Source organism: Amycolatopsis sp. NBC_01286 (assembly GCF_035982555.1).
In the GTDB taxonomy this organism is placed as follows: Bacteria; Actinomycetota; Actinomycetes; order Mycobacteriales; family Pseudonocardiaceae; genus Amycolatopsis.
In genome coordinates this window covers 10,055,584-10,073,488 of record NZ_CP108428.1, presented here as the reverse complement: position 1 = coordinate 10,073,488, position 17,905 = coordinate 10,055,584, and the positions used below count along the sequence as shown (strand labels likewise).

19 protein-coding genes are annotated in these 17,905 nt (G+C 73.2%); 7 read left to right on the top strand and 12 right to left on the bottom strand.

The genetic code is table 11. The features are described from left to right. Positions 1 to 363 precede the first annotated feature (363 nt). Both OG570_RS45390 and OG570_RS45385 read left to right on the top strand, forming a co-directional pair. The gene (locus OG570_RS45390; protein ID WP_326954787.1) at positions 364 to 1,023 is read left to right on the top strand and encodes a TetR/AcrR family transcriptional regulator; all 660 of its coding nucleotides are present in this window, start codon (positions 364 to 366) and stop codon (positions 1,021 to 1,023) included. A gap of 657 nt (positions 1,024 to 1,680) precedes the next feature. After that, the gene (locus OG570_RS45385) at positions 1,681 to 1,827 is read left to right on the top strand and encodes a hypothetical protein (RefSeq protein ID WP_326954786.1); all 147 of its coding nucleotides are present in this window, start codon (positions 1,681 to 1,683) and stop codon (positions 1,825 to 1,827) included. 2 nt (positions 1,828 to 1,829) lie between these two features. Here the strand turns inward: OG570_RS45385 and OG570_RS45380 are convergent, their stop codons facing one another. The 3 genes from OG570_RS45380 to OG570_RS45370 form a co-directional block, all read right to left on the bottom strand. After that, positions 1,830 to 3,053, bottom strand: a complete 1,224-nt coding sequence (locus OG570_RS45380) for an HRDC domain-containing protein (protein ID WP_442788357.1) — start codon at positions 3,051 to 3,053, stop codon at positions 1,830 to 1,832. A gap of 100 nt (positions 3,054 to 3,153) precedes the next feature. Continuing rightward, positions 3,154 to 3,870 carry a response regulator gene (locus OG570_RS45375; RefSeq protein ID WP_033261886.1) on the bottom strand — a complete coding sequence of 239 codons (717 nt, stop codon included), beginning with the start codon at positions 3,868 to 3,870 and terminating at the stop codon, positions 3,154 to 3,156. 763 nt (positions 3,871 to 4,633) lie between these two features. Beyond that, on the bottom strand, positions 4,634 to 5,197 hold the full coding sequence (locus tag OG570_RS45370; protein WP_326954784.1) for a DUF3000 domain-containing protein: 564 nt from the start codon (positions 5,195 to 5,197) through the stop codon (positions 4,634 to 4,636). Between the two features lie 88 nt (positions 5,198 to 5,285). Between OG570_RS45370 and hemE the strand changes: the two genes are divergently transcribed. The 4 genes from hemE to OG570_RS45350 are packed head-to-tail and all read left to right on the top strand — an operon-like array spanning position 5,286 to position 9,843. After that, the gene (gene hemE / locus OG570_RS45365) at positions 5,286 to 6,356 is read left to right on the top strand and encodes a uroporphyrinogen decarboxylase (RefSeq protein ID WP_326954783.1); all 1,071 of its coding nucleotides are present in this window, start codon (positions 5,286 to 5,288) and stop codon (positions 6,354 to 6,356) included. Further along, positions 6,353 to 7,753 (top strand): protoporphyrinogen oxidase, encoded by a 1,401-nt coding sequence (hemG, locus tag OG570_RS45360; protein WP_326954782.1) that lies wholly within the window; start codon positions 6,353 to 6,355, stop codon positions 7,751 to 7,753. The genes hemE and hemG overlap by 4 nt, the downstream gene beginning before the upstream one ends. A gap of 57 nt (positions 7,754 to 7,810) precedes the next feature. Further along, the gene (gene hemQ / locus OG570_RS45355) at positions 7,811 to 8,503 is read left to right on the top strand and encodes a hydrogen peroxide-dependent heme synthase (protein ID WP_247049049.1); all 693 of its coding nucleotides are present in this window, start codon (positions 7,811 to 7,813) and stop codon (positions 8,501 to 8,503) included. Continuing rightward, positions 8,503 to 9,843, top strand: a complete 1,341-nt coding sequence (locus OG570_RS45350) for a CoA transferase (protein WP_326954781.1) — start codon at positions 8,503 to 8,505, stop codon at positions 9,841 to 9,843. The genes hemQ and OG570_RS45350 overlap by 1 nt, the downstream gene beginning before the upstream one ends. A 1-nt stretch (position 9,844) precedes the next feature. Here OG570_RS45350 and OG570_RS45345 read toward each other — a convergent pair whose 3' ends face one another. After that, positions 9,845 to 10,771, bottom strand: coding sequence for an NADP-dependent oxidoreductase (locus OG570_RS45345; protein WP_326954780.1), 927 nt, complete (start codon positions 10,769 to 10,771; stop codon positions 9,845 to 9,847). Between the two features lie 92 nt (positions 10,772 to 10,863). On the opposite strand from OG570_RS45345, the gene OG570_RS45340 reads away from it, so the two are divergent. After that, on the top strand, positions 10,864 to 11,439 hold the full coding sequence (locus tag OG570_RS45340; protein WP_326954779.1) for a TetR/AcrR family transcriptional regulator: 576 nt from the start codon (positions 10,864 to 10,866) through the stop codon (positions 11,437 to 11,439). A gap of 28 nt (positions 11,440 to 11,467) precedes the next feature. Here OG570_RS45340 and OG570_RS45335 read toward each other — a convergent pair whose 3' ends face one another. The 8 genes from OG570_RS45335 to OG570_RS45300 form a co-directional block, all read right to left on the bottom strand. After that, complete coding sequence (locus tag OG570_RS45335; protein ID WP_326947736.1) at positions 11,468 to 11,806, bottom strand: hypothetical protein; 339 nt, start codon at positions 11,804 to 11,806, stop codon at positions 11,468 to 11,470. Then, positions 11,803 to 12,603 carry a DUF692 domain-containing protein gene (locus OG570_RS45330; RefSeq protein ID WP_326954778.1) on the bottom strand — a complete coding sequence of 267 codons (801 nt, stop codon included), beginning with the start codon at positions 12,601 to 12,603 and terminating at the stop codon, positions 11,803 to 11,805. Before OG570_RS45330 ends, OG570_RS45335 begins: the two co-directional genes overlap by 4 nt. After that, complete coding sequence (locus OG570_RS45325; RefSeq protein WP_326947738.1) at positions 12,596 to 13,516, bottom strand: TIGR04222 domain-containing membrane protein; 921 nt, start codon at positions 13,514 to 13,516, stop codon at positions 12,596 to 12,598. The genes OG570_RS45330 and OG570_RS45325 overlap by 8 nt, the downstream gene beginning before the upstream one ends. A gap of 66 nt (positions 13,517 to 13,582) precedes the next feature. Next, positions 13,583 to 14,503: a TIGR04222 domain-containing membrane protein gene (locus tag OG570_RS45320; protein ID WP_326954777.1), complete on the bottom strand. Its 921-nt coding sequence runs from the start codon at positions 14,501 to 14,503 to the stop codon at positions 13,583 to 13,585. Between the two features lie 87 nt (positions 14,504 to 14,590). Continuing rightward, positions 14,591 to 15,013 (bottom strand): peptide-methionine (R)-S-oxide reductase MsrB, encoded by a 423-nt coding sequence (msrB, locus tag OG570_RS45315; RefSeq protein ID WP_326947740.1) that lies wholly within the window; start codon positions 15,011 to 15,013, stop codon positions 14,591 to 14,593. A gap of 19 nt (positions 15,014 to 15,032) precedes the next feature. After that, on the bottom strand, positions 15,033 to 15,338 hold the full coding sequence (locus tag OG570_RS45310) for a hypothetical protein (RefSeq protein ID WP_247049058.1): 306 nt from the start codon (positions 15,336 to 15,338) through the stop codon (positions 15,033 to 15,035). A 56-nt stretch (positions 15,339 to 15,394) separates the two neighbouring features. Continuing rightward, positions 15,395 to 17,053, bottom strand: coding sequence for a serine/threonine-protein kinase (locus OG570_RS45305; RefSeq protein WP_326960339.1), 1,659 nt, complete (start codon positions 17,051 to 17,053; stop codon positions 15,395 to 15,397). A gap of 118 nt (positions 17,054 to 17,171) precedes the next feature. Further along, positions 17,172 to 17,846: a TVP38/TMEM64 family protein gene (locus OG570_RS45300; protein ID WP_326954776.1), complete on the bottom strand. Its 675-nt coding sequence runs from the start codon at positions 17,844 to 17,846 to the stop codon at positions 17,172 to 17,174. Between the last annotated feature and the right edge of the window lie 59 nt (positions 17,847 to 17,905).

Here is a 17,905-nt window from a genome sequence, read left to right as displayed (position 1 = left end):
CGGACCGCGCCGATCACGGGCGCGCCGCCGACGAACTCTAGCGGGAACAAGAGCGTCCGAGGACGCCCGAACCGGACAGATCGGAGATCTCCGCACGTCGCCGGCCGATGTTCACGACCATCGTCGGGCCGCGGACGACGGCCGCCGCGGGAAGCTGATGCCGGTCGGCTCGTCGATCATGGGCGCTCCCCGTGTCATGGTTTCGATCGTACGACAGAAATTAGGGCGACGGCAGTGCGCGATGATCTCCGCGGAGTTGCCACTCGGTTAACCGATCCGCCGACCGACCGTCAACGGGGAGACGCGGCCGTAACGCCACCTCGGTGATCAGGTGCGGGAAGGGGACCTGGCAGGATCAACGCCGTGGTCAAAGGGGCGGGGGTCGGCAGACCCAGGGCGAGTGGCGCGGCGGCGAACCGCCCGGACGCGCGGCAGGCCGTGCTCGACGCGGCGGGGGAGCTGTTCACCGGAGCCGGTTACGCGGCGACGACGACCCGCGCGATCGCCGAGCGGGCCGGGCTGCGCCAGGCGTCGCTCTACTACCACTTCCCGGCGAAGGAGGACATCCTCGCCGCGCTGCTGGCCGGGACGGTCCGGCCGTCGCTGGTCCTGGCCGCGCAGCTGGTCGCCGGGGACGCGCCGGTGGCCGTCCGGCTGTGGGCCCTGGCCTACGCGGACATCGGCCTGCTCGGCGGCGCCCGGCACAACCTGGGCGCGCTGTACCTGCTGCCCGAGGTCAGCTCGCCCAACCTGGCCCGCTTCCGCGCCGAGCGCGCGGAGCTGAAGGCGGCCTACGGCGACCTGCTCGCGGCAGCGGGCGTCGTCCCGGCGGCCGTCCGCACGGACCTCGTTTTCGGCCTGGTGGAGAGCATCGCGGTGATCCGCCGCGACGACCCGGAACTGGACGTCGAGGCCCACACCCGCGAAGGCGCCGACGGCGTCGTCCGGCTGGCCGGACTGCCGGAGCCGACCGAAGAGCTGCGAGCGCGGGGCCACGCCCTCCTGGCGACGCCGACCGAATAGCTGCGGCAGGACATCGCGGAACGGCTGTTCGAACTCCGGGACCCGGCCACCGAGGCGTGGCTGCGGGAGCTGGTCGCGGACCAGGGCCGGGTACTCGGCGCGCGGCACCGGTGCACGCTGGCGTCCTGGTGGAGCATCGCCCATTGCTGTGAGAGGTCCGGTCGGCCGGACGAAGCGCTGGCGCTGCACGCCTGGCTGCAAGGGGCCTTCGCCTACATCCTGGGCCAGGAACACCCGATGATCCGCCACTGTCGTGTCGCGGCGGCGAGCACGCTGCACCGGGCGGGCCGGTACGCGGCGGCGATCGACGCCTAGCGCGCTCTGCTCGACAGCGACCCGGAGTTCCTGGTGTGGATTGCCTGTGCGCAGGCGGAACTGGGCCGGTTCGACGAGCGGAGCAGACGCTGCGGGAAGCCGGGCTCGGGCTGAACGCGCAGGTGCAGGCCGTCCGCCGCGAGATCCAGGCTGCAGGAGCGCCTGGTCTTCCCCGGTCCCGAAGACCGGCTCACGTGGGAGTCCCGCCTGCTGCTGAGCCGGGCGCTGGCCGAGACCGACCGCCTCGCCGACGCGGACCACTACGCGCGGGCCGTCCTGGCGGCGGCGCCGTTCCCGCCCGGCCACCCGGTGCTGTTGTGGGCCCAGAGCGTGGTGGCCCGGGTGCACTTCCGGCGCGAAGAATGGGCCGACGCCGTCGTCGCGTACGAGTACACGGTCGAAGGGTTCGAGCTGGTGCTGGGACCCGGCCACCCGAAGACGCTCCGGATGGCCGATGCCCTGGCCGCGGCCCGCGAGGCAGCGAACTAGCGTCAGGAAGCCGCGGCGGCGTGCAGGGCCTTGCTCAGCGCGGACGCCGTCAGCTCGACCTGCCACGGGCGGGCTCCGCCCGCGCGCAGGACGTCGGCGACGGTGTCCTCGTCCAGCTGGGCCGGGGGCCGCCAGCAGGTGCGGCGGACCAGGTCCGGCAGCAGCAGGTTCTCCACCGGCAGCCGGCGGTCCTCCGCGATCGCCGACAGGGCCGCACGGGCCGCCGACAGCCGGGCCGCGGCGTCCGGGTCCTTGTCCGCCCAGCGGTTCACCGGCGGCGGGCCGTCGGTGGACTGCGACGGCGACGGCAGCTCGCTCGCCGGCAGCGCCTTGGCCGCCTGCAGGTGCCGCAGCCAGCTCGCGGTGTACTTGCGCTGGACGCGGCCGCTGAACACCGGCAGCGCCTGCAGCTCCTCGACCGTCTTCGGGTCGGCCGTGACAGCGTTGATGATCGCGCTGTCCGGCAGGATCCGGCTCGGCGCGCGGTCGCGCTTGCGGGCCAGCTCGTCACGCGCCTGCCACAGCTCGCGCACCACGGCGAGACCGCGCGGGTTGCGGATCTTGTGCACCCCGGACGTCCGGCGCCACGGCTCGGCCCGCGGTGCGGGCGGCGGCGCGGTGCGGACGGCGTCGAACTCCTGCTGCGCCCACTCCAGCTTGCCCTGGGCGCCCAGCTCCGCTTCCAGCTTTTCGCGCAGCTGGATGAGCAGCTCGACGTCGAGGGCGGCGTAGTTCAGCCAGTCGACCGGCAGGGGCCGCTTCGACCAGTCGGCCGCGCTGTGCCCCTTTTCGAGGGTGTAACCGAGCAGCAGCTCGACGAGCGTCCCGAGCGCGACCCGCTCGTAGCCCGCGAGGCGGCCGGCGAGTTCGGTGTCGAACAGCGCCGCCGGGTGCAGGTCCAGCTCGGCGAGACAGGGGAGGTCCTGGGAGGCGGCGTGCAGCACCCACTCCAGGGAGTTGAGGACGTTCTTCAGCGGGGTGAGGTCGTCGAGCTCGGTCGGGTCGATCAGGACCGTGCCGGAACCCTCACGCCGCAGCTGGACGAGATAGGCCTTGGGCCAGTACCGGTAGCCGGACGCGCGTTCGGTGTCGACGGCGACGGCCCCGGTGCCCGCGGCGAGCCGCTCACAGGCTTCGAGCAGTGCGGCCCGGTCGGTGACCACCGGAGGTGTGCCCTCGGCGGGCTCGCGTAGCAGCACGGGTCCGCCTGCGGACTCGATCTCCATCCCGGCGTCCTCGGCTTCTGCGCTTTCCATGGTTGACGACCCTACGGGACGGGCGTACCGCGCCTGGTGCGCCCGCCCCGTGGGGAGGTTCGTCTATCCGTCAGCGGATGACGCCGGCTCGCATGGCCAGCGCAACCATCTGAGCCCGGTCGCCCGTGCCGAGCTTGCGCCCGATGCGAGACAGGTGGGACTTGACGGTGAGGGCGGAGAGGGAAAGTTCCTCGCCGATCTCCTTGTTGGACTGTCCGTCGGCGACCAGCTGGAGCACCTCCACCTCACGAGCGGAAAGCTCGCGCGGGGTGTTGTCGGTGCCGGCGACGCGGGTCCCGGTGGCGAGCACCGGAGCCACGCTCGGGTCGGCGTAAACGCCGCCTTCGAGCACGCGCCGCACGCCATCGGTCACTACGACCGGCGACGCGGACTTCAGCAGGTACGCCTGGGCCCCGGCCTGGAAGGCCGAGCGGACCGCGTACGGGTCGTCCGAAGATGCGAGAACCACCACGCGCGGCCACCCGTGGCTACGAAGTTCCGTAACCAGTTCGATGCCGCTGCCGTCCGGCAGTCCGAGATCGAGGATCGCCAGGTCACAGGGCCCTGTGGCCTGTGCTCGCGCCCTCGCTTCGGCCACCGTGGCGGCTTCGTGAACGGTACCCGCACCCATCTGTGCGAGTCTTGCTGCGATTGCCTCCCTCAACAGCGGGTGGTCATCGACCACCAACACGGAAAAAAGCTCTTCCCGCGGGTGCGGAACCATGCTCGCCGGCAAAGCACCGGCTGGCGTGGATCGGACGGCCTGAGAAATGCCGACGGTAGCCACGTCACTACCTCCCTGGAGTCGGTCGTGCCCCCCGACCGGCACCGGGACCTTCGGCCGTTCAGCCGCGCCAGCTTTAGACCGAAAGTGGTGTCGTCGAAGGCACTGTAGCCGCCCTGAGGCCGCTGCGGGGGGATCGAATGGGTATCTATCTCAAACGAACAGTCACTCAGGGAGTTCGTGGTAACACGATCGGGCTAGTACACGGCCGGTTGCTAACGGATAGCCCAGCGAACACGATGCAAAGAAGTTACCGGCGCCCAAATGGCCGTGCAGATGGGCCGTGCACCTTCCAGTGCGTCCGCCGACCGGGGGCTCCACGGGGGTCCGACTGCTCCGGAAAGCGGTCTCGGCCGGGGCATGATCAACTTCGTGAAACGGCTTCAGAAGGGCTTTCGCAGCTGCCCGTGGTGACTGTCCGTATCCCGTGAAGGGTGTTCACCGGTTCCGGCGGCGTTCGCGGGGCAAGTTGATCTTGTCGCACTGCGTGACGGCGTTGTCTCACGAACGGGGGCATCCGCGCGAGACGTGAAATGACCTCGGGAACGCTCCGGGTGGTCCGCCGGGGTCTTGTGTTGTATAGACCACTCCGACCGCGTGACGGCCCGCTGAGCGGCCGTCGAACGGGCCGCCCGGGGTTGGCCGTCGTTCGACGGACGCGAATTTTGCTCACATTCGTACAAGACGCGACCCGGCGGACGCTCGCGAAGGACCCGGCGTCGCGGTTCCGCTCGTGACTGTCGCCCGGACGGCCGCAGGGCGCGGCTCAGGAGTTCTGGCGCTGCCCGAAGAGCGTCACGCCGACCGGCGGCAGGCCGACGACGCTCGCCATCACCTGGCAGAACGCCTGCCCGTGGGGCAGCAGCGCGCCGTCGGCGGGCGTCCAGGACGCCCGCAGCTCGAGGTCGTCGGTGCGGGCCGGGCCGGAGATGTCGCCGAAGCGGGCCGACGACGTCTCGGTGACCGTGCCGCCCAGTGCCTTCCAGTTCGCGCCGGACACCTCGAGGGCGTCGGTCAGCCACGACCAGCCGACGCCGGGGAGGAAGGGATCGGTCGCCAGTTCGCGGTCCAGCTCCGCGCGCACGTACATGACGAGGCGCAGGACACCGTCCCAGCCTTCCTGGCCGTCCGGGTCGTGCAGCAGGACCAGCCGGCCCGAGGCCAGCACGTCGGCGGGGCCGGCGACCTCACAGCTCACCGCGTAGGAGAACGGTGCGAGCCGCTGCGGCGCCCGCATCCGCTCGAGCAGCACCTCCCGGCGGGGCCGGACGGACTGCAGCGACGCGACGGCTTCGCGGAAGAGTTCGGGCACTGGAGTCGTCGCGGTCACGCATCGACTTTAGGGCGGGCACGCCCTGTTGCGGGCGGAGGCGCGCCGAGAGAAGGGCCCCACCGGGCTCGTGGCACGATTGAAGACGATGTCTCCCACCACGCCTCTGCCGCAGCGGACCCCCGCGTCCGCCCGCCGCGAGCTGCCCGAAGCCCCGTTCCTGGCCGCCGCGCGCGGCGAACGCCCGGCGCGCACGCCCGTCTGGTTCATGCGCCAGGCCGGGCGGTCGCTGCCCGAGTACCGCGCGCTGCGCGAGGGCGTGGCGATGCTCGACGCCTGTTTCGACCCCGAGATGCTCGCCGAGATCACGCTGCAGCCGGTCCGGCGGCACGAGGTCGACGCCGCGGTCCTGTTCAGCGACATCGTCGTGCCGCTCAAGGCCGCCGGGGTCGACATCGACATCGTCCCGGGCACCGGTCCCGTGGTCGCGACGCCGGTGCGCGACCTGGCCGCCGTGAAGGCGCTGCCGGAGCTGGTCCCCGACCAGGTCGGCAAGGTCGCCGACGGCATCGCGCTGCTGGTCGAGCGGCTCGGCGACACACCGCTGATCGGCTTCGCCGGCGCGCCGTTCACCCTGGCCAGCTACATCATCGAGGGCGGCCCGAGCCGCAACCACGAGCACACCAAGGCGCTCATGCACTCCGAGCCGGCGGTGTGGCACGAGCTGGCCGGCCGGCTGGCCGACATCGCGCTGACCTTCCTGCGCGCGCAGCTCGACGCCGGCGTCGACGCGATCCAGCTGTTCGACTCCTGGGCCGGCGCGCTGTCCGAGCGGGACTACCGCGAGTTCGTGCTGCCGCACTCGGCGAAGGTCCTCGACGGCGTCGCCGCCTACGGCGTCCCCCGGATCCACTTCGGCGTCGGCACCGGCGAGCTGCTGCCCGCGATGCGCGACGCGGGCGCGGACGTCGTCGGCGTCGACTGGCGGATCCCGCTCGACGAAGCCGTCCGGCGGCTCGGTGGCAAGGCCGTGGTGCAGGGCAACCTGGACCCGGCGCTGCTGTACGCGTCCTGGCCGGTGCTCGAGGCCCAGGTGCGCCGCATCGTCGCCGAGGGGCGCGCCGCCGACGGCCACATCTTCAACCTGGGCCACGGCGTGCTCCCCAGCGTCGATCCCGAGGTCCTGACCCGCGTGGCCGGGCTGGTGCACGAGCTGTGACGCGGGTCGCCGTCGTCGGGGCGGGCATCTCCGGCCTGACCGCGGCGTACCGGCTGCGGCAGCTGCTCGGCGCCGGCGCCGAGATCGTCGTCTTCGAGAAGACCCGGACCCCGGGCGGCAAGCTGCGCACGGCCGAGCTGGCCGGCGTGCCCTACGACGTCGGCGCGGAGGCGTTCCTCGCCCGCCGGCCCGAGATGCTCGCGCTGGTCCGCGAGCTGGGCCTCGACGTCGTCCACCCGACCGGCGCCCGCGCGAAGATCCACGCCGGCGGCACCGTGACCGGGCTGCCGCCGGGCACCGTGATGGGTGTCCCGGCATCGGCGGAGTCGGTCGCCGGCGTGCTGTCGGAGGCGGGGCGCCGCGCGGTCGAGGCCGAGGCTTCGCTGCCGGAGCTGCGGCTGCCGGGCGGGGACGTGCCGCTGGGGCCGCTGCTGCGCGAGCGGTTCGGCGACGAATTGGTCGACCGGCTGGTCGACCCGCTGCTGGGCGGCGTCTACGCGGGCGGGGCCGACGGCCTCGGCCTGCGCGCGACCATGCCGGGCCTGGCCGCGGCGGTGGCCGCCGGCGCGGGTTCGCTGACCGCGGCGGCCGCGTCCCAGCTGCCCGCGTCACCCAGCTCGGCCCCGGTGTTCGGCACGGTTCCCGGCGGCCTGGGCACGGTCGTCGACCGGCTGACCGAGCTGTCCGGCGCCGACCTGCGGACCGGGCTGCCGGTGTGCGACATCGAGCGGCACGGAACGGGCTGGCGATTGCGGATCGGCGCGGCGCCGACCGCGCACGCGCCCGCGGAGAACACGATCGACGCCGACGCGGTGGTCCTCGCGGTGCCCGCGCCGTCGGCCCGCCGCCTGCTCGCGGACCTGGTGCCCGCGGCGTCGGCGGCGTTCGGCGAGGTCGAGCTGGCGTCGATGGCGGTGGTCGCGCTGGCCCTGCCGCCCGGCACGGAGCTGCCCGCGGCGTCGGGAATCCTGATCGGCCAAGGCGAGCGTGACGCGGCGGGCGTGCCGTACGCGGCGAAGGCGTTCACGTTCTCTTCGCGCAAGTGGGCGCACTTCGGCACGGGCCCGGTCCTGGTCCGCGGCTCGGTGGGCCGCTTCGGCGAGCTGGGCGCGTTGAAGGCGGACGACGTCGAGCTGGTCCGCGTGGTCCGCGACGACCTCGCGCGCCTCACGGGCGTCACGGCGGAACCGGTGGAGACGCTGGTGACCCGCTGGGGTGGCGGCCTGCCGCAGTACGGCACCGGTCACCTGGAGCGGGTGGAGCGCATCGAGAAGGCGATCGCCGGGATCCCGGGCTTGGCCGTGGCGGGCGCGACCCTGCACGGCGTCGGGCTGCCGGCGTGCGTGGCGACGGCCGAAGCGGCCGCACAGCGGGTGGCGGCGCACCTTTCCGCGTGAGTGCTCTCACGGCTACCCGTGGGGGCGCCCTGCGGGCCTCGGTGACAGGATGGACGTATGGCGCGGGTCAACTTCAGCGAGCTCAACGACACCATCCGGTACACCACGTGGTCGGTCTTCCGGATCGAGCCCGGCAGGCTGGGTGAGGACCGCGGGACCGCCGGTCGTGAGACCACCGAGTACCTCGACGGGCTCGAGGCCAAGGGCGTGGTCGTCCGCGGCGTCTACGACCTTTCCGCCCTGCGGGCCGACGCCGACTACATGATCTGGTGGCACGCCGAGGAGATCGAGCAGGTCCAGGCCGCCTACGCCGGGTTCCGGCGGACGCCGCTCGGGCGCGCGTCGACGCCGGTCTGGAGCCAGACCGCGCTGCACCGGCCCGCCGAGTTCAACAAGAGCCACATCCCCGCGTTCCTCGCCGGGGAAGAGGCCCGCAAGTTCATCTGCGTCTACCCCTTCGTCCGCTCCTACGAGTGGTACCTGCTGCCGGAGAACGAGCGCCGCAAGATGCTCGCCGACCACGGCAAGGAAGCCCGCGACTACCCGGACGTGCGCGCCAACACCGTCGCGTCGTTCGCGCTGGGCGACTACGAGTGGATCCTCGCCTTCGAGGCCGACGAGCTGCACCGGATCGTCGACCTCATGCGCCACCTGCGCGGCACCGAAGCGCGCCTGCACGTGCGTGAAGAGATCCCCTTCTACACCGGCACCCGCGTGCCGCCCGCCGAGCTCGTCGCGGCGCTGCCGTAGTGACCGAGATCCTGGACGGCGTCTGGCACACCCTCACCGGGGAGACGCCGGGGCCGGTCGAGCTGACCGGGACCGAAGATGTGCTGCCCGGGCCGTACCGGGTGGCGGCGGCCGCGACCACGACCATCGCGGCGGCGACCCTGGCCGCCGGCGAACTGCTGAAGCTGCGCGAGATCGACCCCGGCGTCGTCACGGCGGACACCCGCCACGCGGCGGCGGCCTTCGCGAGCGAAGCCTTCTCGCGCGTCGAAGGCACCGAGCCCGAGTCCGTCTGGGCGCCGCTGTCGGGCAACTACCGCACGACCGACGGCTGGGTCCGCCTGCACTGCAACTACCCGCGTCACGAAGCCGCGGTGTGCTGGGGACTCGGCGTCCCCGGCAGCCGCGACGTCGTGACGAAGACGGTCGCCGGGCGCATCGCGCGCGAGGTCGAGCACGCCGTCGTCAGCGCCGGGGGAGCGGCCGCGGAGCTGCGCTCGCCCGAGGACTGGGCGGCGCACCCGCAGGGCGAAGCGGTGGCTTCGCTGCCGCTCGTGGACCTCGCGCCGATCGGCGAAGCGCCGAAGCGGACGTTGTTCTACTCGGACCGCCCGCTCGGCGGCGTCCGCGTGCTGGAGCTGACGCACGTCCTCGCCGGCCCGGTGGCCGGCCGGGTGCTCGCCGCGCACGGCGCCGACGTCCTGCACGTCGGGGCCGCGCACCTGCCGCGTGTCGAGACGCTCGTGCGGGACACCGGGCAGGGCAAGAAATCCGCGTTCGTCGCCCTCGACACCGAAGGCGGCCGCGCGCGGCTCAAGAAGCTGATCAGCCGCGCCGACGTGCTCGTGCAGTCGTTCCGCCCGGGCGCGCTCGAGCGGATCGGCTTCGGCCCCGCGGATCTGGCCGAGCTGCGACCGGGCCTGGTGATCGCCGACCTGAGCGCCTACGGCTGGGAAGGCCCCTGGGCCCGGCGGCGCGGGTTCGACAGCCTGGTCCAGATGTCGAACGGCATCGCGTGGGGCGAGGAAGGGCCGTCGCCGCTCCCGGTCCAGGCGCTGGACCACGGCACGGGCTGGCTCGCCGCGGCGGCGATCATGACGGCCCTGCGCCGCCAGGTCACCGACGGCGGCACCTGGCGGGTCCGGCTGTCCCTCGCGGGCACCGGCCGCTGGCTGGATTCCCTGGGCCGCAAGGATCCTGCGTCGTCCGAAGTGGACTTCAGCGACCTGCTGGAGGAGACCGACAGCGGCTACGGCCGGCTGACCCGGGTCCGGATGGCGGGCGGCCTGCCGGGCGCGGAACCGCACTGGGACTTCGGGACGCGCACCCCGGGTGTCGACAAGCCGACCTGGACGCCGTGACCTAGAGGTCGATGACGACCTTGCCGTGCACGTGCCGCCCGGCCTGCAGCTCGGCCGCGCGGCGGATCTGCCCGATCGGGAAGCTCGCCCCGACAGGCACCCGGAGCCGGCCCGCCGCGACCAAGCGGGCGAGCTCTTCCAGGGCGCCGGGAGCGGCGTTCGCGCCGTTGGCCGCCGACACGCCGTCGACCTGCGCGGCGACGGTGCAGATGCGGCCGTCCGGCACGCCGAGATCCCGTGCGACGTGCACCGTCTCCGTCCCGTGCAGGTCGATGGCGGCGGTGACGCCGCCGGGCACGAGGGCCCGGACCCGGTCGGCCAGGCCGTCGCCGTAGACGACCGGCTCGGCGCCGAGATCGCGCAGGAAATCGGCCGACGACGCCGATCCCGTCCCGATCACGCGCGCTCCGGCGATCCGGGCCAGCTGGACGGCGAACACCCCGACCCCGCCCGCCGCGCCGCCGATCAGCACGGTGTCGACCGGGCCCGGGGCGACCACGGCGAGGGCGGCGGAGGCCGTGCGGCCGGCGATCGTGAGGGTGGCGGCGGTGCGGTCGTCGACGCCGTCGGGGGTGTGGTGGGCCTCGTTCGCCGCGATCGCCCCGGCCGGCTCGATCACCACGAAGTCGGCGACCGCGCGGGACAACGCGCCCCCGAACACCCGGTCGCCGGGGGCGAAGCCGGTCACCCCGGCGCCGACCTGGTCGACCACGCCCGCGTAGTCGGTGCCGAACCCGGCCGGCAGGCTCAGGCCGAACCGGGCGGCGGTGTCTGCGTCGGCGGTCATGATCCAGTCCATCGGGTTCAGGCCGGCCGCGCTGACCCGCACGCGGACCTGGCCGGCCTGCGGAGCGGAAACCTCACGGACGTCGAGGACTTCGGGGCCGCCGAAGGCGTCGAGCCGGACCGCCCTGCTCTGTTCTTGCATGGACGTCTGTCTCCTCGGGTCAGGGAACGCGGTGAAACGGACTATGCTCCGTTTCCATGGACGACCCTAACACAACCGGAGCGTGATCCGTTTTGGCTGAGGCGGAGACACGCGTGCCGCGGGCGGACGCGGCCCGCAACCGTGACCAGCTGCTCGCGGTGGCGACCCGGGTGTTCGTGACGGCGGACGCCGAGCCGTCGATGCGGGCGATCGCCCGTGAGGCCGGGGTCGGCATCGCCACGCTCTACCGGCACTTCCCGACCCGCGAGTCGCTGGTCGACGCGGTCTACCGCGACCAGGTCGGCCGGCTCACGACCGGCGCCCGCGAGCTGACCGGAACGCTGCCGCCGGCCGCCGCGATGCGGCGCTGGATGGACCTGTTCGGGGACTGGATCGCGACCAAGAACGGCATGCTCGACACGCTGCTCGCGATGATCGACGCCGGCGAGATCGCCCACGCGCAGACCCGGACCGAGCTGCTGACGGCCATCACCACGATCCTCGACGCCGGCCGCGCGGCGGGCGACCTCCGCGCCGACGTCACCGCCGAGGACATCGCCGCTTCCCTCATCGGCATCTTCACCGTGGCGCCCCGGCCCGAGCAGGAAGCCAAGGCCGGTCGCCTGCTGGACCTGCTGATGGACGGCCTCCGGCCGCCGCCCGGCTGAGCCGTTTCGACGGCGGCCGGCGCGCCGGCTAGCGGCGTCGGAGCCGGGAAACCAGGCCCCGCTTGGGTTTCGGCAGGTGGCCCGCCGCGATCAGCCACGTGACGAACTCGTCCGCGTACGCGTGCGAATGCTCCGTGGCCTTCTTCGGGCGGCCCGCCGCGAACTCCGCGAACAACGGCCCGTACCGCTCGCCCAGCGTCTCCGCCAGCTCCGGGCGCTGGTAGGCCAGCACCTTGCCGTGCTTGCGGCGCAACACGTTCGCCTCCACCTTCAACCGCGAAGGGTCGAAACCCGGCGGGGGCTCGCCGCCGGCCAAGAGGGCGTGCAGCAGCTCCGCCTGCCGCGCCGCCAGCTCCTCGCGGCTCACACCGTCACCGCCGCCCGGAGCGCGGCCAGCTCCGCCGCCAGCTCGGCGTCGCTCGGGTAGTCGTCGTCGCGTTCCAGCAGGACTCCCGGCGGGTCCGTCCGGCGGCGGAGTTCCTCGAGCAGCGCGAGGACTTCCGGCAGCACCGGGTGCGCGTGCGTGTCGTGGTAGACGCCGTCGCGCTCGATGCCGCCCGCCATGTGCACGTACGCCAGGCGCTCCCACGGGATGCCGTCGAGGAACGCCTCCGGGTCGGTGCCGATGTTGCGGGCGTTGGCGTACAGGTTGGCGACGTCGATGATCAGCCGGCAGTCCGTCCGCTCGGTGAGCTCAGTGAGGAACTGTTCTTCGGTGAGCTCGGCGTGCGGCCATTCCAGCACCGCCGCGATGTTCTCCAGCGCGAACGGGACGTCCACAATGGACTGCGCGAGCCGCACGTTCGCGACCAGCACGTCCAGCGCCTCCCGGGTGCGGGGGAGCGGCATCAGGTGCCCGGAGTCGAGCCCGCCCGCGCGCACGAAGCAGACGTGGTCGCTGACCAGCGGCGCGTCCAGCGCCCGCGCGATCTCCGCGAGGTGCTGGACACGCCCGGTGTCGAGCGGCTCGGCCCCGCCGAGCGAGAGCGAGACGGCGTGCGGCAGCACTGGCAGACCGCGCTCCCGCAACGCGACGAGCGTCTCCGGGAGGTTGTCGTGGTGCAGGTTCTCGGCCACGACCTCGACCCAGTCCACGCCCGGGAGCCGGGCGATGGACAGGTCGAGCTCGTGCCGCCAGCCGATCCCGATGCCGAGCTCACCCACCGCAGCCCCCGCCTCCGCAGCCACCGCCGCCACCGCACGAAGAACCGCTGCTGCACGACGACGAACTCGAACACGACGACCCGCTGCTGCACGACGACCCCGACGACCCACCGCCGCCGACCGCGCCCGCGGGCGGCATCAAGGCCGCGCTCAGCTCTTCGTCCGGGTACATCGCCAGGCCGCCGAGGGCGACCGCGGCCACGGCGCCGCCGAGCAGCACGCCGCCCGCGAGCGCTCCGGCCGGCACCGGCCCGGACGCCGCCGCGCGCGCCTGGCCGAGCAGGCGGTGTCCCGCGGCCGACGGCTGCCGCATGCCGGCCTTGTTCCGCCGGACCGCGGCCACGATCGTCAGCACGGCCGCGATCAGCACCAGGAACACCAGGACACCGACCGGCCGGCCCAGCGAGATGCCGTTGAGCAGCCGGATCACGCCGAGCGCGAGCACGGCCAGCTGCAGGACCAGGCCGAACGTCCGGGCCTGGCGCCGCGCCGCGGCCGACGTCAGCAGCCCCCGCTGGTCGAGGCCGTCCTCCAGCGCCCGCATGGCCGCGGAGCCGCGGACCTTCGCCCGGATCGTCGCGGTCGTCTTCAGCTGCGCGACGTCGGCGACCGCCTGCTCCAGCGGCTCGACCGGCCGCGCGCCGGCCTGGCTGATCTGCCGGTAGCTGTTGACCCGCAGCTGGCCGCGTTCGACCAGCGCCGCGATCGCCGCGTCGGTCGCCCGGTCCGGGCCGCCGGCCAGGAACGCGAGCTGGTAGACGCTCGGCGTCGGGCCGGGCTGGGCGTGGTCGGCGCGCATCGCGCGGCCGGCCATGACGCCGGACACGACGAGCCGGATCAGCAGGACCGCGCCCAGCAGCGCGATGTAGAGGACCACGAAATCGGGTCCCGAGATGCCCCACGGGTCGTCCATCGCCCGTCTCCCCTCAGTTGATGCCGGTTACCGTAGCTGTGAGACGCAGCAGGTCGCGTCGGCGTTTCAACCGCCGCAGCCCCCGCCGCCACCGCCGCCACCACACCCGCCGCCACCGCCACCGCCGCCGCAGGAGCTGCCGCCCCCACCGCAGGAACTGCCGCCGTAGTAACCGACGGCCGCGCCGCCCCCGGCGTTCGCCCAGCGCGAGCGGCGTGCCCGGCGCTCGTAGGTCTTGGCGGCGGCGTGCGTGGCCCGGGTGACGGCCGTGCGGACGTCCTTGTCCGGGTGGGCGGCGAGGCCGCCGCTCGCGACGGCGCCGGTCGTGCCGGAGAGCAGCGTCCCGGCCCGGCGGGCCTCTTCGACGGCCATCCGCCCGGCGCCGGTGGCCTTCGCCTCGGGCGCGTTCGCGGCCCGCACGGTGACGGCGACCACCGCGACCACGTTCAGCACGAGCAGTCCGAGCAGGTAGCCGACGGCGTGGCCGGTGCTCGCCCCGGCGACCAGCCGCGCGATGCCGAGCGCGATCAGCACCCAGTACGCGATCGACGTGGTGGTCCAGGTCAGCCGCAGTTTCCGCGTGTCGGCGAGCAGGCCGCGGCCGACCAGCCCGGCCGCCGGCTCGGTCACCGACCGGTGCTGGGAGAGGGCGGTGCGCACCCGGTCGACCGAGCTGCCGGTCTTGCCGACGCGGTCGACCGCGATGCGGCCCAGCTCGTCCGCCGGCCGGCCCGTGACGCGGTGCAGCCGGCCGGTGCCGTCCATCCGGACGAACTGGCGCTCCAGCAGCCCCGCGACGACGACCTCGCCGACGCGGTCGGGCCCGCCCGTCAGCAGGGCCAGCTCTTCGACGCTCCGGGGTGCCCCGCCCGCGTGGCCACGCGCCAGCAGGCTGGTGCGCACCACCGCGTAGAGCAGGGGAATGAGAAGCAGGCCCAGGTAGAGGCCCGTGAACAGCGGTCCGGGAATGCCCCACGTGTCGGTCATGACTCCGCCCTCCCTCGTCCGTGTGCGGAGACTACGTTCGAGGAAGGGCGGAGGGTTGCCGGCTTAAGGAGGATTTAGGACTGCGATTTAGGCCTGCGGTTCCAGTTTCAGGGAGATCGAGTTGATGCAGTAGCGCTGGTCGGTCGGGGTCGCGTACCCCTCGCCTTCGAAGACGTGCCCGAGGTGGCTGTGGCAGGAGCCGCAGAGCACCTCGATCCGCTTCATGCCCATGGCCCGGTCTTCCCGGAGCAGGACGGCGTCGGAGTCGGCCGGGTCGTAGAACGACGGCCAGCCGCAGTGGCTCTCGAACTTCGTGTCGCTGCGGAACAGCTCGGCACCACAGGCGCGGCAGGCGTAGACGCCGGTCGTCTTGGTGTCGGTGTACTCGCCGGTGAACGGCCGTTCGGTGCCGGCCTGGCGGAGTACGGCGTACTCCTCCGGGCCCAGCTCCGCCCGCCATTCCTGCTCGGACTTCACGACGCGAGGGGTGGCGCCGACAACGGGTTTCATACCTTTCACCCGATCCACGTTACGCCGCGAGCCACGCGAGGGCGTGCACCACGATGTCCCATGCGGCGACTATCACTCCCAGGACGATGAGCACGACGATCAGGGCGGACACCCAGTAGCGCAGGCCACCGAGGCGGTTGCTGGAATCGGCGAAGTCGGCGACGCCGTCGAGCGCGGCTTCGATCGTGAAGTTCGGACCGGATCGTTCGATCCGGTCGAGGTGCTCGGCGAACGCGCGCGCCTCCGGGTCAAACGGGTCCAGCCCGACCAGGTCCTCGTGGAAGCGAGGGTTCCCGCCCGGCGGCGAAGCTCCGCTCTCGGCCATACCACCACGGTAGGCCATCGGGACCGCTCAGCCCACCAGCGGCGCGTTAAGTCTCACTAGCGGGAGGCCGAGCCGGGGAGCCTGGTGTCGGCGTCGATGAGCATCTGACCGCCGACCGTGACGATCCGGTAACCGCTGCGGACCCCGTTGACCGTCAGGTTCATCGTGATCGAGCCGTCGGAGTTGGCGCCGCCGCTGTCGGCGCGGGCCGTGCTGTAGTTGGGGGCTTTGTTGCTCGACCAGTAGTCGGTGAAGGCCTGCTCGCCGCCGTACACCTGCTGCGCGGCCTGGGTGAGCTTCGACCAGCCGCTCGACGGGCTGTCGTAGAACGCGGTGAGCGCGCGGCCGGCGGCGCCGTAGTCGCTGATCTTGCCTTCCGGCGCGGTCTTGCCCAGACCGGCGGGGGCGTCCGTGGCGCTCGGGGCGCCGGTGCTCTTCGGCGCGGTGCCGGGTGCGCTGGTCGGCGCGCCCGGGGACTGCGCGGTCTGGTCGCCGCCCGTGCCGCCGCTGCCGGAGTTGACCATCAGGAAGATGATCACGGCGACCACGACGACCGCGGCACCCGCGCCGGCGAAGATCGCGTACTTGCGCTTGTTGTCCGGCTTGGCCGTGCCCGACGAGTACTGGGGCGCCCTGGCCGACGGCGCCGAAGCCGCGGGCACCGGCCTGGGCGGGGTGTTCGGCGGCGCGGCCGCGGACCGCATCGGCATGAACGCGGCGGTCGGGCGCGGCGGGTTCGACGGCGCCTTGCCCGCGGGCACCGGCGTGCCGACCGGCGGTGACGGCGGAGCCTGCTGCTGCTGGTCGGAGCGCTGCCACGGCGGACGGTCGCCGCTGTCCGCGGGGGGAGCGGCGGGCCTGCGGCCCCCGCCACCCGAGAGCAGCGGCGGTGACGCCGACATGCCGCCCGGCTCGGTCCGGGCCAGCGCGGCCAGCCGTTCGCGGGCCTCGGCCATGGACGGGCGCTCGCCCGGTTCGCTGCGCAGCAGGCTCATCAGCAGCGCAGTGGCCCCGCCCGCCTGCACCGGCGGGTTGATCTGGCCGTTCGCGGCCGCGTAGAGCAGTGCGAGCTGGTTGGTCGTGTTGCCGTAGGGCGTGGTGCCCTCGATGGCCTGGTAGAGGGTCGCGCCGAGGGCGAAGACGTCGGAGCTGGGCACCGGGTCGGCGCCGCGCGCCAGCTCGGGCGCCAGGTAGGCGGGCGTGCCGCCGATCAGGCCGGTCGCCGTCAGCGTCATGTCGCCGGCCGCGCGCGAGATGCCGAAGTCGGTGATCTTCGCGGTGCCGGTCTCGTCGATGAGGATGTTGCCGGGCTTGACGTCGCGGTGGACGATCCCGGCGCGGTGCGCGGCGACCAGCGCCGACGCCACCTGCTCGCCGATCCGCGCGATCCGGCCGAGGGGCAGCGTGCCCTCCTCGGAGAGGATCGTGGAGAGGCTCGGCCCGTTGAGGTACTCCATGACCAGGCACGGGTCGCCGTTGTGCTCGGCGATGTCGAACACCACGATGGCGTTCGGGTGCTGGAACCGGGCGGCGTTCTTCGCCTCGCGCATGGCGCGCTGGCGCATGTTGTCGCGCTCGGTCTCGGAGACGCCCGGCTGGGGCAGGATCTGCTTGATCGCCACGGTGCGCTCGAGGCGCACGTCGGTCGCGCGCCACACGACTCCCATGGCACCGCTTCCGACGTGCTCGACGAGGCGGTAGTGCCCCGCGATCAGCTGACCGGTGTCGATGGCGACTGCTCCTGACGAAATTCCCGGTGATGGTGACCCTGCTCAGCGCGTACCCGCTTCGCGCACCCGATCGAGTGTAGCGGGCGGCCGTGTGCTGTTCGCGTCAGCCAGCCGGACCGGCGGGCTCCGGTTCGGGTACCGGCTCCACCGGCGCCCGTTTCCGGAACACCCTGACCAGCCCGATCGCCCCGGCCAGCGCGAAGACGCCGTAACAGGCGAGCAGCGCGGGCGGCGTGTCGCCGGTCAAGACGTCCCCGAGCACGACCACCGCGACGGTGCCGGGCACGCTTCCCAGCAGCGTACCCGCCAGATACGGGGTCAGCCGTACGGACGACACCCCGCAGAGGTAACTGAAGGGCGCGAAGGGCACTACGGGTATGAGTCGCAGCGACGTGATGGCCAGGACGCCACCGTCGGAGAGCCGGTCGTTGACCGCCCGCACCGACGTGCGGTGCAGGTGCCGGGTGATGAGGTCCCGGCCGAGCAGCCGGGCCAGCCCGAACGACAGGCCGGCCGCGATGGTGGTGGCGACGAGCCCGATCGCGATCCCGGCCGCGGTGCCGACCAGCAGGCCGGCCGCGAGGTTGAACACCGTCCGCGGGATCGGGATCACGGTGAGCAGCGAGTACGCGACGAACAGGATGAGCGGAGTGGCCGGGCCGGTGGCCGCTGCCCAGGCGCGCAGCTCGGCCGGCCCCGGGATCGGCAACAGCACCGCGGCCGCCGCGAAGAGGGCGAGCACGGCGAGCGCGACGATCAGCTTGGTGCGGCCGGACACCCGTTCGAGGCTACAGCGTCGGTTCCCCGGGTCGTTTCGGCGGGAAACTCACGCGGGCC

Bases quoted from the DNA above. Each gene is read 5' to 3' on its own strand.
- hemQ (WP_247049049.1), top strand. From the start codon at position 7,811: ATGGCGCGGGTCAACTTCAGCGAGCTCAACGACACCATCCGGTACACC.
- OG570_RS45345 (WP_326954780.1), bottom strand. From the start codon at position 10,771: ATGCAAGAACAGAGCAGGGCGGTCCGGCTCGACGCCTTCGGCGGCCCC.
- OG570_RS45325 (WP_326947738.1), bottom strand. From the start codon at position 13,516: ATGGACGACCCGTGGGGCATCTCGGGACCCGATTTCGTGGTCCTCTAC.
- msrB (WP_326947740.1), bottom strand. From the start codon at position 15,013: ATGAAACCCGTTGTCGGCGCCACCCCTCGCGTCGTGAAGTCCGAGCAG.
- OG570_RS45380 (WP_442788357.1), bottom strand. From the start codon at position 3,053: ATGGAGATCGAGTCCGCAGGCGGACCCGTGCTGCTACGCGAGCCCGCC.
- OG570_RS45310 (WP_247049058.1), bottom strand. From the start codon at position 15,338: ATGGCCGAGAGCGGAGCTTCGCCGCCGGGCGGGAACCCTCGCTTCCAC.
- hemE (WP_326954783.1), top strand. From the start codon at position 5,286: ATGTCTCCCACCACGCCTCTGCCGCAGCGGACCCCCGCGTCCGCCCGC.
- OG570_RS45320 (WP_326954777.1), bottom strand. From the start codon at position 14,503: ATGACCGACACGTGGGGCATTCCCGGACCGCTGTTCACGGGCCTCTAC.